Genomic DNA, 14,032 nt, shown 5'->3' with positions numbered 1-14,032 from the left:
CGGCGTCACGAGCCCGGCGCCGGGGACACGGCCGGGCCGGTCCGGCCGGCCGGGGGGAAGAGGGAGGCGCAGACCTGGTCGGTGACGGACTTTCCGCCGCCGACCAGACTCACTTTCACCTCGTCGGCGGGCAGCTTGCCCGGCACCCCGTTGTGGGCCGCCGTGCACACGAGCTGGTTGCGCGCGGTCCGGGTGAGCCGGGAGACGTCCGTCCCCAGCCGGATGACGACGCGGTCGGTGCTGGTGATGACGTCCACACCGCCGACCGTCGGCAGTTCGGAGTAGTAGCCGCGCAGCCGCTCGGGCTCGTTGGGCCCCTTCAGCAGCAGCGGTACCGCGTCCTCCGCGCTCACCGCGTCACCGGCCGGGCGGCTCACCGGCACCACGCCGCCCGGGTAGGCGAAGTAGAGCACGGCCTGCGTCGCCGGGACGCCCGGCCGCTTGGCACCGGTGGCGGGATAGCCCACGTCGATGACCTCGGTCGGTTCGATGCCGCAGCCCGCCAGCGCGGTGAGCAGACCGCACAGGGTCGCGGCGGCCGCCGCCCTTCGGATCCTCATGCTTGCCCCTCCTCGGACTCCCCGCACTCCCCGCGCCGCAGCGGCAGGTCCACGGTGAACACCGCCCCCCCGTCGGGGCCGTTGGCGGCCCGTACGGTCCCGTCGTGCAGCCGGACGTTCTCCAGGGTGATGGCGAGCCCGAGCCCGCTGCCCTCGGAGCGGGCCCGGGCGGAGTCCGCCTTGAAGAACCGCTCGAAGACGTGCGGCAGCACCTCGGGGTCGATGCCCTCGCCCCGGTCCGCGATCTCGATCAGCAGGCGCTGGCCGTCGGCCGCCTCGGCCCCTCGCGTGGTCCGGACGGCGACGCTCACCGGCTCCCCTCCGTGCTTGAGGGCGTTGCCGACGAGGTTGGCGACCACGACGTCGATACGGCGCGGATCGAGCCGGGCCCGTACGCCCTCGGGCAGATCGGCCGCGATCTTGTCCTGCCAGCCGCGGGCCTGGAGGGTCTTGCGCACGGTCTCGGAGACGTCGACCTCGTCCAGGTGCAGGGCGGCGGCGCCCGCGTCGAAGCGGGAGATCTCCATCAGGTCCTCGACCATACGGGCGAGCTTGCCGGTCTCCTCGCTGATGAGGCGGACGGCGTAGGCGGTGTCGGGGTCGAGCGTGGCGGCGTCCTCGTCCAGGACGTCGACGACGGCGGTCATCGCGGCCAGCGGGGTGCGCAGCTCGTGCGAGACGTCGGCGGCGAAGCGCCGGGAGTTGGCCTCCATGCGGCGCAGCTCGGCGACGTTCTCCTCCAGCGCCGCCGCCATGTCGTTGAACGTCCGGGAGAGGTCGGCGAGCTCGTCGCGGCCCGTCACCTTGAGCCGGGTGTCCAGCTCACCGGCGGTGATCTGCTGGGTGGCGCGCCGCAGCTCCCGTACGGGCCGCAGCACCCCGCGCGCGGCGATCAGGGCGGGGACCACGGCCAGCGCGATGGCGGGCAGCGCCCCGTTCTGGGCGGCCTGGACCAGCGCCTGCACATTGAGCTCGTCCTCGCGCAGCGGCAGCTTCGCGTACACCTCCAGACCGGAGATCTCGCCGCCGTCCCCGCTGTAGGTGACGGGCAGTCCGATGGCGAGCCACGGCTTCCCGTCGAGCTCGATGCGCTGGAACGCCGCGATGCCCTTGTGGACCTTGGCCTGCACGCCGGCCGGGATGCCCCGGCTCCCGGTCGGGCCGGTGGGCGGAACGAGCGGTCCGTTCCGGTAGCGGGTGTGGACCATCCAGCGCTGGGCCACCCCCGCCCGGTTGAGGCCCTCGGAGAGCCGCACGAGGTCGTCGTTGCCCGGCGGGAACGGCACTTCGGGCACCTGCGAGTTGACCTGCGCGCGCAGGGTCTCCACGGCCGTGTCCTGGGTGCGCTTGAGGATCTTGGTGCGGGCCTCGCGGAAGGTGAGTCCCGCCGTGGTGAGCGCGCTCAACGCGGCCACCAGCAGGAAGGCCACCACGAGGCGCGCCCGCAGCCCCCGGGCGAAGGTGCCCAGCGCCGGGCGGCCGGGCCGCAGGCTCCGGAAGCTGATGCTCCGCAGTCGCGCGTGCCACGGGGCCGGGGGTCTCTCGGTCACAGCCGGGGTCACAGGGGTCCGAACCGGTACCCGAAGCCCCGCACGGTCTGGATGTACTTCGGCGACCGCGAGGAGTCCTCGACCTTGGTGCGCAGCCGCATCACACAGGCGTCCACCAGCCGCGCGTCACCGTGGTAGCTGTGCTCCCAGACGTGCTCCAGGAGCTGCTGGCGGCTGAAGACGCGGCCCGGGGTGGCCGACAGGTACAGCAGCAGCTTCATCTCGGAGGGGGCGAGCGCCAGGTCCTGGCCGTTCTTGGAGACGAGCAGGCCCGCGCGGTCGACGGTCAGGTCGCCGTGGGTCTCGGCGGGCTGGGTGACGGCCGGGTCGGGGCCGCCGTCGCTCGGGGCGGCGCGGCGCAGCACGGCCCGGATGCGCGCTTCGAGGACCTCGCCCCGGGCGGGCTTGACGATGTAGTCGTCCGCGCCGGCCTCCAGGCCGAGGACGACGTCGATGTCGTCGCCGCGCGCGGTGAGCATGATGATCGGGATCTGCTGGGTGGCGCGGATGCGGCGGCACACCTCGAAGCCGCTCTTGTCGGGCAGCATCAGATCGAGCAGGACCAGGTCGGGGCGGAAGGTCTCCAGGGCGGCGAGACCGGCCTCGCCGGTCGGCGCGGCCTCGACCTCGTGGCCGCGGCGGCGCAGGGTGAGAGTGACCCCTTCCCGTACGGCCCGGTCGTCCTCGATCAGAAGCACGCGTGACATGCGGACAGTATCGTTCCCCTCAGCACACTCGTGCGCCGCGCGGGCCTGTGAACGGCGCAACTGTCACCGACTGCTCATATTCCCCGCACCCCGGGTGGGCGCCGCGGCGAGGCGTCCGGGATTCGCGGACACGCCCCTAGGCCCCGATGTGCCGCAGCAGCAGGTCGCGAAAGTCGCGGTCGGTGCTTTCGTAGCGGCGGCGCAGCCGGTCGCCGGGCCAGTCCTCGGGGAGCAGCGCGGCCGGGAGCACCGGGTCGGCGAGGAGGTGGCGCAGCACCGCCGCCGAGACCATGAAGCGCCTCGCGAGGTTCTCGGTCCACTCCTCCCGCAGTGCCCCCTCCAGCACGCGGGCCCGCGCCGCCCAGCCGTCGAGGTCCCACAGGGTCGCGGCGAGCGCGGCCGGATCGCCCTCGGGAGTGCCGGTGAGCCGGGTGCACTGCTCGTCGACGACGTCGGGGCGGGGGCGCACGAGGTTGGCCGGGCGGAGCCAGCAGCCCTCGCGCAGCTCGGCCAGGCGCAGGGCGGCCATGGCCTGGCGGAGGGCGGCGCGGTCGGTGGCGGAGCGGCGTTCGGTGGTGACGACGGCGATCTCCCAGCCGCCGTCCCAGGGGCGGGTGCGCGGGGCCCGGCTGTCGTCCTGCCGGGCCTGGCGGGCGAGGAGGCGGTCGGTGAGCCGGTAGGTACCGTCGCGCTGTTCCAGGTCACCGGCGGCGACCATCCGGGTGAGGGCGGTGCGGACGGTGCCCTCGGCGGTGCCGAAGAGTTCGCCGACGCGGACGAGGGCGCGGGCGGGCAGGGCGGGCGGGTGGTGGCCGAGGAGGGTGGAGAGCACGATCGAGCGCGCGGTCAGCGGCGGCAGGGCGAGGGATCCGGTGGCGTCCATGATTGCCGGAAGCCTATCCATTACAGTCCTGGATCACGCATCATGAAACTGTAATACCGGGCCGTACGCACCCTCGGAGGTCGCTGTGAGCGCCACACACGAAGTCCTCAACCAGGCTCCGCCCCTGACCGGCTTCACCACGGCCGACGATCCGGCGCTGCTGGAGGCGCTGCGCCGGGACGGCGGTGGCTGGGGCGAGGCGGAGGTGCGAGAGCTGGGCGCACGGGCCGGATCACAGGAGACGCAGGAGCATTCGCGGCTGGCGGAGGCGCATCCTCCGGTGCTGCGCACCCACGACCGTTTCGGCCACCGCGTCGACGAGGTGGAGTTCCACCCCGCCTGGCACGCGCTGATGGCGGCGGCCGTGGAGAGCGGCCAGCACGCCGCGCCCTGGGCGCAGGCCCGGCCCGGGGCGCATCTGGTGCGTGCCGCGAAGTTCTACGTCTGGGCCCAGGCCGAGCCGGGCCACGGCTGCCCGATCTCCATGACGTACGCCGCCGTCCCCGCGCTGCGCGCCCAGCCCGAGCTGGCGGCCCTCTACGAGCCGTTGCTCGCGTCGCGCAGCTACGACTACGGGCTGCGGCCCCCGCTGGGCAAGCAAGGCCTGATCGCCGGCATGTCGATGACGGAGAAGCAGGGCGGCTCGGACGTGCGGGCCAATACGACGACGGCCGTGCCGGCGGGCGACGGCTCGTATGTGATCACCGGGCACAAGTGGTTCACGTCGGCGCCGATGAGCGACGTGTTCCTGGTGCTCGCGCAGACGCCGGAGGGCCTGACGTGCTTCCTCATGCCGCGCGTACTGCCGGACGGCACCCGCAACGCGATGCGGCTGCAGCGGCTGAAGGACAAGCTCGGCAACCGCTCCAACGCCTCGGCGGAGATCGAGTACGAGCGGGCCGTGGCCTGGCCGGTCGGCGAACTCGGCCGTGGGGTGCGGACGATCGTCGAGATGGTCAACATGACCCGGCTCGACTGCGTCATCGGCTCGGCGTCCGGCATGCGCGCGGGCCTGCGGCAGGCATTGCACCACACCGCGCACCGGCGGGCGTTCGGCGCCGAGCTGATCGACCAGCCGCTGATGCGCAACGTCCTGGCGGACCTCGCCGTCGAGTCCGAGGCGGCGACGCTGCTGGCCATGCGGCTCGCGGCGGCGCTGGACGCCTCCGAGGCGGGCGACGCGTCCGAGGCGGCCCTGCGCCGGCTCGCGCTGGCGGCGGGCAAGTACTGGGTCTGCAAGCGCGGCAGCGCGCACGCCGCCGAGGCGCTCGAGTGCCTCGGCGGCAACGGCTACGTCGAGGAGTCCGGCATGCCGCGGCTGTACCGGGAGGCGCCGCTGCTCTCCATCTGGGAGGGCTCGGGCAATGTGGCGGCCCTGGACGTGCTGCGCGCCCTGGCCAAGGAACCGGCGGGGCAGGCCGCCTACTTCGCGGAGGTCGACGCGGCGGCCGGGGCGGACGCCCGCCTCGACGCGGCGGCGGCGCGCCTGCGCGGGCTGCTCGGTGAGCTGTCGGACCCGCACCGGGCGCAGTTGCTCGCCCGCCGGGTGGCGGAGCAGCTCACGCTGGTCCTCCAGGGCAGCCTGCTCGTGCGGCACAGCACTCCGGCCGTCGCGGACGCCTTCTGCGCGTCCCGGCTGGGCGGGGAGTGGGGGCACGCGTTCGGCACCCTGCCGACGGGCGCGGACCTGGGCCCGATCATCGACCGCGCGGTGGCGAAGGACGCGCGGTGACCGGCGGCCGGGCCGGGGCGGCGGGCCCGGCGGTCCGTACCGAGCGCCGGGGGCCCGTCACCACCGTCGTCCTGTCCCGGCCCGCGGTCCGCAACGCCGTGGACGGGCCGACGGCCCGGGAACTGGCCGATGCCTTCCGGGCGTTCGAGGCCGACGACGGGGCGCGGGTCGCGGTGCTGTGGGGCGAGGGCGGCACGTTCTGCGCGGGCGCGGACCTCAAGGCGCTCGGCACCGCGCGCGGCAACCGGGTCGCACCCGACGGTGACGGCCCGATGGGCCCCACCCGGCTGCGGCTGTCCAAGCCGGTGATCGCCGCGGTGAGCGGCCACGCGGTGGCGGGCGGACTGGAGCTGGCCCTGTGGTGCGAGCTGCGGGTGGCGGAGGAGGACGCGGTCTTCGGCGTCTTCTGCCGCCGTTGGGGCGTGCCGCTGATCGACGGCGGCACGGTCCGGCTGCCCCGGATCGTCGGCACGGGCCGGGCCATGGACATGGTCCTGACGGGCCGTCCGGTGCCCGCGGCGGAGGCCCACGCCATCGGGCTCGTGAACCGGCTCGTCCCGCCGGGCGGGGCCCGGGCGGCGGCGGAGGAGCTCGCGGCGGAGATCGCCCGCTTCCCGCAGACGTGCCTGCGCGGCGACCGGGCCTCCGTCTTGGACCAGGAGGGCCTGACGGAGGAGGCCGCGCTGGCCGCCGAATTCGGCCATGGCCGGGCGGCCTTGACCGAGGCCGCCGAGGGCGCGGCCCGCTTCACGGCGGGCGCGGGCCGGCACGGGGACTTCTCGGGACGGTGAAGGACGGGACGGTGAAGGAGGGGACGCGGAAGGAGGGCGCACGACCCGGGGGGCCCGGGCTTCGTACGCCGGGCCCGTCGGGGTGAATTCCCGCTGAACGCCCGGTCGTTACGTCGGCAATGCCCGGCATGACGCACACACAACGCACACAGTTGTTCATCCCTTCGGAGGGATTTGGTCCAGGACGCGACCAAGGGGAGCGCGGGCACCGGAAGATCTCCGTCGTGAACGGACGGGCGCCGGCAGGGCGAGCGGGGATCGTGGCCTTCGTGGCCGTACTGGCGACAGCGGGGGCCGGGCCCGCGTGGGGCGGTGAGGCCGACGGCCGGCCGGCCGTGGAGCCTCCGGCCACCGCGGCGCCCGGTGGCACCGGGCGTGGCCACGACCCCGACGTCGCATCGGCGGTCCGCCGCTCCCACGGAGTGAACGTCACTGCACACGACGGCGGTTCGCCGTCCGTCGTCATCCAGCAGGGGCGTCGTCACACCGGGACGCCCGGCGGCCGGCGGGCCCGGACCGTGACCGCCGTCTCGGGCGACGACCTGTCCTCCGCCGTGGTCCATGACGGCGAGGGGTGCCTGGCCGTCAGCGCCCAGGTCACGGGGCGTTCGTCCGTGGTGCGGATCTGCGGCCCCCGGGCGCCCCGCCCGAAGCCCCCGGCTCTCCCCCGCCCCGTCCCGGCCCCGCCGACGGTGAAACCAGCGCCCGCTCCCCCGACTCCGCCGGCCCCCGCACCGCCCCCGCGCCCCGTCCCCGTCCCGGTCCGGGCCCACGCCGTCCCGGCGCCGCCGCCTCCCGTCCTCCGGACCGCTCCCCTGCCGCTGTCCTCCCCCGCGCCGAGGCCGAAGCCCGCGCGGATCGCACCGCGCGCCTACCACCGGGCCGACGCCAGGACACCCGACGGCGGGCCCTCGATGGTCACGCTCATGCTGCTGCTCACGGCCCCCGCCGTGCTCGCGGCCGCGCTGCTGCGGCCCCGCGGCGGCGGCAGCGGACGGCGCTGACCCGCGGCCCCACCGTCCCCGCCGCCCCCTCTCGCCCCCCGAAACCCCCCTGTTCGATCCCGGAGGTTCCCTTGTCCGAATGGCTGGTCCTGGCCATCGCGATGGCCGCCGCGTGCGCCGTCGTCCTGACCATCACCGTTCTCAGAGAACGCAGGCTCGGAGCGGACGACGACCCGACCGAGACCCCCGACGTCATCGAGTACATGACGATGATGGTCGGCGTGGTCTACGCCATCGTGCTGGGCCTCGCCATCGCCGGTGTCTGGGAGGCACGCAACAGCGCGCAGCAGGCGGTCACGGCCGAGGCGCAGGCCCTGCACGAGGTCAGTGAGCGGGTGATCGCCTACGCCCCGGACGCCCGGAACCGTACGCGCGAGGACGTCGAGGCGTATGTGACGTACGTCGTGCACACCGAGTGGCAGCACATGCTGGACGAGGCCGAACTCACCGACCGGGGCGCGGAGCTGCTGGCCAAGGTGCGCCGGGACGTGACCTCGTACGTGCCGCGCAACGACCAGGAGGGGCAGCACTACCAGCCGCTGCTGGACCAGGTCTCGGCGGTGGACGCGGCGCGTAGCGCGCGGGCGCAGAACGCGGAGGCGACGCTGCCGGGCGTGGTGTGGTTCGGCCTGATCGCGGGGGCGCTGGTGGCCGTGGGGCTGATCTTCACGCTGCAGATCCGGCGGTCGCCCCGCGAGCTGCTGCTGGCGGGGCTCTACAGCGCGCTGATCTCCTTCCTCCTCTTCCTCGTCTGGGACTTCAACTCCCCCTTCGGGCACAGCGTCGCGGACGCGACCGGGCCGTTCACCGATCTGTTCGCCATCTGACCGGCAGGCGCTTGAGGCCGTTCTGGAAGTTGGACGCCAGCCGGACGGCCTCACCCGCCCGCTCCAGGCCGGGCAGCCGGTCGATCGTGACCCGCAGCATGGTCCGCATCTGGACGCGCGCGAGGTGGGCGCCCAGGCAGAAGTGCGGTCCGAAGCCGAAACTGACGTGGTCGTTGGGGGCGCGGGTGATGTCGAAGCGGTCGGGGTCGGTGAAGACGCGCTCGTCGCGATTGGCCGACGCGTGGAAGACGACGACCTTCTCGCCGCGCCGGATGCGGCGGCCACCGAGCTCGGTGTCCCGGGTGGCGGTGCGCCGGAAGTCCATGACCGGCGGCCAGAAGCGCAGCACCTCCTCCACCGCGGACCGCGTCAGGTCCTCGCGCTCCCGCAGGAGTGCGTACTGGTCGGGGTGGTCGAGGAGCGACTTGAGGCCACCGGGGATGCCGTTGCGCAGTGTCTCGTTCCCGGCCGTCGCGAAGAGCAGGAACATGGTCTCGAACTCGTCCCGGGTCAGGCCGCCTTCGCGCATCTGCGCCATGATGCTGCCGGGCCGGGCGTGGTCCGCCAGGGCGTGGGCGTAGACGAACATGTCGGCGAGGGCCTCCCGGGTGCGCGGGGCGGCCACACTCCCGTCGGGGCGGGTGAGCGTGGCCGGCCGGTGCGCGAGGGCCGCGCGGCCCATCGGGCTCAGCTTCCCGGCGTCGGCGGTGCACGAATCCGCGCGGTCCGCGTCCTGGTAGCCGATCACCCGGTTGGACCAGTCGTACAGCAGCCGCCGGTCCTCCTCCGGCACACCCATGATGTGGGCGAGGGTCCAGACGGGCAGGTCCGCGGCCAGCTCCACGTAGTCCGTGGCGCCGAGGCCGGCGACGGAGTCGACGAGGACATGCGCCCGCTCCTCGATGACCGCCTCCAGCTCCCGCACCGCGCGCGGGGTGAAGGCGGCGGAGACGATGCGCCGCAGCCGCGCGTGGGCGGGCGGGTCCTGGTTGAGCATCATGGTCCGCAGGAAGGCGAGGTCGCCCTCGGTCTCCGGGTCGGCGATCTGGGTGGCGCCCGTGTACGAGGAGAAGACCTCGGGGGTCCGCAGCACATGTTTGACGTCGGCGTGCCGGAAGACCGCCCAGAAACCTGGGCCGGCGGGCCAGGGCCCGACGGCCGGTTCACCGATCCGGCACACCGGGGCGGCGTCCCGCAGCTCCTTGTAGCGGGCGTAGGGCACGCCCTGCGCGTAGGTCTCGGAAAGGAAGACGTCGGCGGTCACCTCGTGTGAAGTCACCTCACGGACGGTATGTCCTCCCCTGGCGGACGCGTCAAGGGCTGGCGACAATGTCCTGGTGACCCGACGCCGTCCGGCCAGGCCGGACGGCGTGACGGCTGGTTCGCGCCCCCATGCACTCTTGAAGCAACGGGCATGCAGTGGTTTAGGTGGTACGGACCGAACGTACGGGAGGTACGGACCGTGACCGACAGCAAGGACCTCAGAGAGGACCGCGACCGGCTCGTCGACGCGGCCGACGCGGACGCCTATGTGCGGGGCATCTGCTTCAAGACCGGGCCGCCCCGGCTGCTCGGTGTCGAGCTGGAATGGCTCGTCCACGACGTGCGCGACCCCGTCCGCCCGGTCGCCCCGCCCCGGCTCGCGGCCGCCGCCGACCGGTTGCGCGCACTGCCGCTGAAATCGCTGCTGACCGTCGAGCCCGGCGGCCAGCTGGAGTTCTCCTCGCAACCCGCGAGCTCCCTCGCCTCCTGTGTCACGGAGGTCTCCGCGGACCTCGCCCTCGCCCGCGCCGAGCTGAGCGATCTCGGGCTCGTCCTCGCCGGTTACGGCAAGGCTCCCTGGCACGAACCGCCCCGCGTCGTGCACGATCCCCGCTACGACGCCATGGAGAACTACTACGGCCGGTGGAACGACGCCGGGTACACGATCATGTGCCGTACGGCGTCCGTCCAGGTCTGTGTGGACGCGGGGTACGAGGAGCCCGGGCCGCTCGGCTACGGGCGCCGCTGGGCGCTGGCGCATCTGCTGGGCGCGGTCCTGGTCGCCTCCTTCGCCAATTCCCCGCTGCACATGGGCCGCCCCACGGGCTGGCGTTCGACCCGGCAGGCCTGTTACGGGCGGACGGACCCCGGGCGCACCCTGGCCCCCTCCGACCGTCTCGACCCGAGGTCGGCCTTCGCGGCGTACGCGCTGGAGGCGCCGATCATGGTGCTGCGCTCCGAGGACGGCCCCTGGGACCCTCCCGAGGGGCTGAACCTGCGTCGGTGGACCCGTACCGGGCACCCCCGGCCGCCGACGGTCGACGATGTCGCCTACCACCTGACCACGCTGTTCCCGCCGATACGGCCGCGGGGGCATCTGGAGCTGCGCATGATCGACGCGCAGCCCGGGGAGGAGGGCTGGCTGGTGCCGCTCGCCGTCACGGCCGCGCTCTTCGACGATCCCGTGGCCACCGAGACGGCCTACCGCACGGTCAAGGCCCTCGCGGACACGGCGGGCACCGCCCCGGCGCCCCGCAATCCGCTGTGGCGCAACGCCGCCCGGTTCGGCCTGGCCGACCCGGAGCTGCACGCCGCCGCCACCGTCTGCTTCGCCGCGGCCCGTGAGGCGCTCCCCCGGCTCGGAGCCCCGCCGCACGTCCTCGACGCCGTCGACGCCTTCACGGCCCGCTATGTGGACCGCCACCGATGTCCGGCCGACGATCTGCTCGACCGGGTGAACGGCAAGGAGGTCCGCCCATGAGCGCCCCCGGCCCGGATCCCGACCTGTTCCGCTCGCGGGCGGTGGACGCCCTGCTCGCGGCGCGCGAGCGGACCCGTGTCCTCACCGCCTGTGTGGACGAGCGGGAACTGACCGCCCAGCACTCGCCGTTGATGTCCCCGCTGGTCTGGGACCTCGCCCACATCGGCAATCAGGAGGAGCAGTGGCTGCTGCGCACCGTGGGCGGCCACGACGCGCTGCGGCCCGAGATCGACTCGGTGTACGACGCGTTCGAGCATCCGCGTGCCGAGCGGCCGGCGCTGCCGCTGCTGGCGCCCGCCGAGGCCCGGGGCTATGTCGCGGACGTCCGTGACCGGGTCCTGGACGTGCTGCACAGCGCCCCGCTGCGCGGCGGGCCGCTGCTGGAGGCGGGCTTCGCCTTCGGCATGATCGCGCAGCACGAGCAGCAGCACGACGAGACCATGCTCATCACCCATCAGCTGCGCCGCGGCCCGGCCGCACTGTCGGCCCCGGAGCCGCCGCCGGCCGCGCCGGACGCGGCGCTGCTGCCGTCGGAGGTGCGCGTCGAGGGCGGCCCGTTCACGATGGGCACCTCCACCGAGCCGTGGGCCCTGGACAACGAACGGCCCGCGCACCACCGCTTCGTGCCGTCGTTCTTCATCGACACGCTGCCGGTGAGCAACGGCGCGTATCTGCGCTTCATCGACGACGGGGGCTACACCGACCCGCGCTGGTGGCATCCGGAGGGCTGGGAGCAGGTCCGCCGGCACGGGCTGGGCGCGCCGCTGTTCTGGCGGCGCGAGGGCACCGGCTGGGTGCGGCGGCGGTTCGGGGTGGTCGAGCCCGTACCGCCGGACGAGCCGGTGCTGCACGTCGGCTGGTACGAGGCGGCGGCGTACGCGGCGTGGGCGGGGCGGCGGCTGCCCACGGAGGCGGAGTGGGAGAAGGCGGCCCGCCACGACCCGGTCTCCGGCCGCTCGCTGCGCTATCCGTGGGGGGATGCCGATCCCACCCCCGAGCGGGCCAATCTCGGCCAGCGCCATCTGCGGCCGGCGCCGGTGGGGGCCTATGCCGCGGGTGACTCGCCGCTGGGCGTACGGCAGCTGATCGGTGACGTGTGGGAGTGGACATCGAGCGATTTCCTGCCCTACCCCGGTTTCCGGGCGTTCCCCTACCGCGAGTACTCCGAGGTGTTCTTCGGCGACTCCCACAAGGTGCTGCGCGGCGGCTCCTTCGCCGTCGACGCCGTCGCCTGCCGGGGGACGTTCCGCAACTGGGACCTGCCGGTGCGCCGGCAGATCTTCGCGGGCTTCCGTACCGCCCGTGACGCGGATCCCGTCTGATGTGCCGGCATCTGGCCGTCGTGGGGCCCGAGGCGCCCCTCGGCGAGAGCGTTCTCGCGCCTGCGCACTCGCTCTTCCGGCAGTCGTGGGCGCCGCGGCGGCAGTTGCACGGGACGGTCAACGCCGACGGGTTCGGCATCGGCTGGTACGCGGCGGGCGACCCGGTGCCCGCGCGCTACCGGCGGGCCGGGCCGATCTGGGCGGACGGCTCGTTCCTCGATCTCGCCCGGGTCGTCCGCACCGGGGCACTGCTCGCCTCGGTGCGGGACGCGACCGTCGCGGACCCGGACGGGGAGGCGGGCGCGGCCCCGTTCACGGCCGGGCCGTGGCTGTTCAGTCACAACGGCGCACTGACCGGGTGGCCGGAGACCGCGGCGCCGCTCGCGGCGCTGCTGCCCCCGGTGGCGCTGCTGCGGCTGGCCGCGCGCTGTGACTCCGCGTTCGTCTGGGCCCTCGTGGAACACCGGCTGCGGGAGGGCGAGGCGATGGGACCGGCGCTGGCCGGGACGGTCCGGGCGCTGGCCGACGCCGCCCCCGGCTCCCGGCTCAACCTCCTGCTCACCGACGGCACCGCGATAGCCGCCACCGCCTGGGGGGACACCCTCTGGTACCTCAGCGGCCCGGACGGCCGGACGGCCGTGGCCTCCGAGCCGTACGACGACGATCCGCGCTGGGTGGAGGTCCCCGACCGCACCCTCCTCACCGCGACCCCCACCGACATCACGCTGCGCACGCTCAAGGAGCCCTGTCTGTGAGCCAGTTCGCCCTGACCCGCACCCTCCCCCTCGACGCGACCGCCGCGGCCCTGCGCGCGGACGTCGCCACGGGGCTCACCCGAAACCCCAAGGAACTGCCGCCGAAGTGGTTCTACGACGCCCGGGGCAGTGAACTGTTCGACGAGATCACCCTGCTGCCCGAGTACTACCCGACGCGCGCCGAGCGGGAGATCCTCATCGGCCGCGCCACGGAGATCGCCGGGGCCACCGGCGCCCGGACGCTCGTGGAGCTGGGCTCGGGGTCCTCCGACAAGACCCGCCACCTCATCCGCGCCCTGCCCGCCCTCGACCACTACGTGCCCGTCGACGTCAGCGAGAGCGCCCTGCGGGGCGCGGCCGGCACGCTGCTCGCCGAACACCCGGCGCTGACCGTGCACGCCCTCGTCGCCGACTTCCAGTACGGCCTGGCCCTGCCCGAGACGCCCGGCCCGCGCCTGGTCGCCTTCCTCGGCGGCACCATCGGCAATCTGCTGCCCGCCGAGCGGGTGGCGTTCCTCACGGCCGTCCGGTCCGAGCTCGCTCCCGGCGACGCCCTGCTGCTCGGCACGGACCTCGTGAAGGACGAGCGGACGCTGGTCGCCGCGTACGACGACGCGGCCGGGGTGACGGCCGCCTTCAACAAGAACGTCCTCGCCGTCGTCAACCGCGAGCTCGGCGCGGACTTCGACCCCGACGACTTCGCGCACGTGGCCCTGTGGGACGCGCGGCGGGAGTGGATCGAGATGCGGCTGCGGGCCCGTACGGCGCTCGTGGTGAAGATCCCCGCGCTGGACCTCGCGGTGCACTTCGCGGCGGGCGAGGAGCTGCGCACGGAGGTGTCGGCGAAGTTCCGCCGGGACGGGGTCGCCGGGGAGCTGGCGGAGGCCGGGCTGCGCATGAGCCACTGGTGGACGGACGAAGAGGGCCGCTTCGCCCTGTCGTTGTCGGTGCCGGACCGGCCTGCGGCCGGGCGGGGGTAGGGCGTGCCTTGCGGGCCGTTGCGTGCACCTCCGCTGCGCGGCGGTGTCCTCGATCGCCGGACGGGCTGGTTCTGGCTGAGCTCAGCCGCCCTCGATCGCCGGACGGGCTGTTTCCGGTGGGCCACGCCAACAGCGGCGCTCGCCTCGCGCGTCGTCGCCGGGTGCACCACGGTGGAGA

General features: G+C 74.2%; 13 protein-coding genes. 8 read left to right on the top strand and 5 right to left on the bottom strand.

Going from position 1 to position 14,032, the window contains the following annotated elements:
- Window positions 1-5 precede the first annotated feature (5 nt).
- The 4 genes from JO379_RS29220 to JO379_RS29205 form a co-directional block, all read right to left on the bottom strand.
- A complete protein-coding gene (locus tag JO379_RS29220; protein ID WP_130881194.1) occupies window positions 6-560 on the bottom strand; it encodes a hypothetical protein in 555 nt (184 codons plus the stop codon).
- Window positions 557-2,050, bottom strand: coding sequence for an ATP-binding protein (locus tag JO379_RS29215; protein WP_207304064.1), 1,494 nt, complete (start codon window positions 2,048-2,050; stop codon window positions 557-559). Before JO379_RS29215 ends, JO379_RS29220 begins: the two co-directional genes overlap by 4 nt.
- Before the next feature lie 68 nt (window positions 2,051-2,118).
- The gene (locus tag JO379_RS29210; protein ID WP_130881195.1) at window positions 2,119-2,817 is read right to left on the bottom strand and encodes a response regulator; all 699 of its coding nucleotides are present in this window, start codon (window positions 2,815-2,817) and stop codon (window positions 2,119-2,121) included.
- Window positions 2,818-2,953: 136 nt separating this feature from the next.
- A complete protein-coding gene (locus JO379_RS29205) occupies window positions 2,954-3,700 on the bottom strand; it encodes a PaaX family transcriptional regulator C-terminal domain-containing protein (protein ID WP_242626388.1) in 747 nt (248 codons plus the stop codon).
- 85 nt (window positions 3,701-3,785) lie between these two features.
- Between JO379_RS29205 and JO379_RS29200 the strand changes: the two genes are divergently transcribed.
- From JO379_RS29200 to JO379_RS29185, 4 genes are all read left to right on the top strand, one after another.
- Window positions 3,786-5,432 carry an acyl-CoA dehydrogenase family protein gene (locus tag JO379_RS29200; protein ID WP_130881197.1) on the top strand — a complete coding sequence of 549 codons (1,647 nt, stop codon included), beginning with the start codon at window positions 3,786-3,788 and terminating at the stop codon, window positions 5,430-5,432.
- A complete protein-coding gene (locus JO379_RS29195; RefSeq protein WP_130881198.1) occupies window positions 5,429-6,223 on the top strand; it encodes a crotonase/enoyl-CoA hydratase family protein in 795 nt (264 codons plus the stop codon). Before JO379_RS29200 ends, JO379_RS29195 begins: the two co-directional genes overlap by 4 nt.
- Before the next feature lie 224 nt (window positions 6,224-6,447).
- Complete coding sequence (locus JO379_RS29190) at window positions 6,448-7,227, top strand: hypothetical protein (protein WP_209517725.1); 780 nt, start codon at window positions 6,448-6,450, stop codon at window positions 7,225-7,227.
- A gap of 71 nt (window positions 7,228-7,298) precedes the next feature.
- The gene (locus tag JO379_RS29185; RefSeq protein WP_130881200.1) at window positions 7,299-8,054 is read left to right on the top strand and encodes a bestrophin-like domain; all 756 of its coding nucleotides are present in this window, start codon (window positions 7,299-7,301) and stop codon (window positions 8,052-8,054) included.
- Here JO379_RS29185 and JO379_RS29180 read toward each other — a convergent pair.
- Entirely contained in the window at window positions 8,032-9,333 is a 1,302-nt protein-coding gene (locus tag JO379_RS29180; protein ID WP_307842180.1) for a cytochrome P450, read from the bottom strand. The genes JO379_RS29185 and JO379_RS29180 overlap by 23 nt on opposite strands.
- Before the next feature lie 183 nt (window positions 9,334-9,516).
- Between JO379_RS29180 and egtA the strand changes: the two genes are divergently transcribed.
- From egtA to egtD, 4 genes are read left to right on the top strand one after another with little or no spacing between them, the layout of a single operon-like run.
- Entirely contained in the window at window positions 9,517-10,797 is a 1,281-nt protein-coding gene (egtA, locus tag JO379_RS29175) for an ergothioneine biosynthesis glutamate--cysteine ligase EgtA (protein ID WP_242626390.1), read from the top strand.
- Window positions 10,794-12,119, top strand: a complete 1,326-nt coding sequence (egtB, locus tag JO379_RS29170; RefSeq protein ID WP_209517723.1) for an ergothioneine biosynthesis protein EgtB — start codon at window positions 10,794-10,796, stop codon at window positions 12,117-12,119. Before egtA ends, egtB begins: the two co-directional genes overlap by 4 nt.
- Window positions 12,119-12,874 carry an ergothioneine biosynthesis protein EgtC gene (egtC, locus tag JO379_RS29165; RefSeq protein WP_130881203.1) on the top strand — a complete coding sequence of 252 codons (756 nt, stop codon included), beginning with the start codon at window positions 12,119-12,121 and terminating at the stop codon, window positions 12,872-12,874. The genes egtB and egtC overlap by 1 nt, the downstream gene beginning before the upstream one ends.
- On the top strand, window positions 12,871-13,854 hold the full coding sequence (egtD, locus tag JO379_RS29160) for an L-histidine N(alpha)-methyltransferase (protein WP_209517721.1): 984 nt from the start codon (window positions 12,871-12,873) through the stop codon (window positions 13,852-13,854). The genes egtC and egtD overlap by 4 nt, the downstream gene beginning before the upstream one ends.
- The last annotated feature ends 178 nt before the right edge of the window (window positions 13,855-14,032 follow it).

Source organism: Streptomyces syringium (genome assembly GCF_017876625.1).
Lineage (GTDB): Bacteria > Actinomycetota > Actinomycetes > Streptomycetales > Streptomycetaceae > Streptomyces > Streptomyces syringius.
This window is presented reverse-complemented; position numbering and strand designations above follow the sequence as displayed.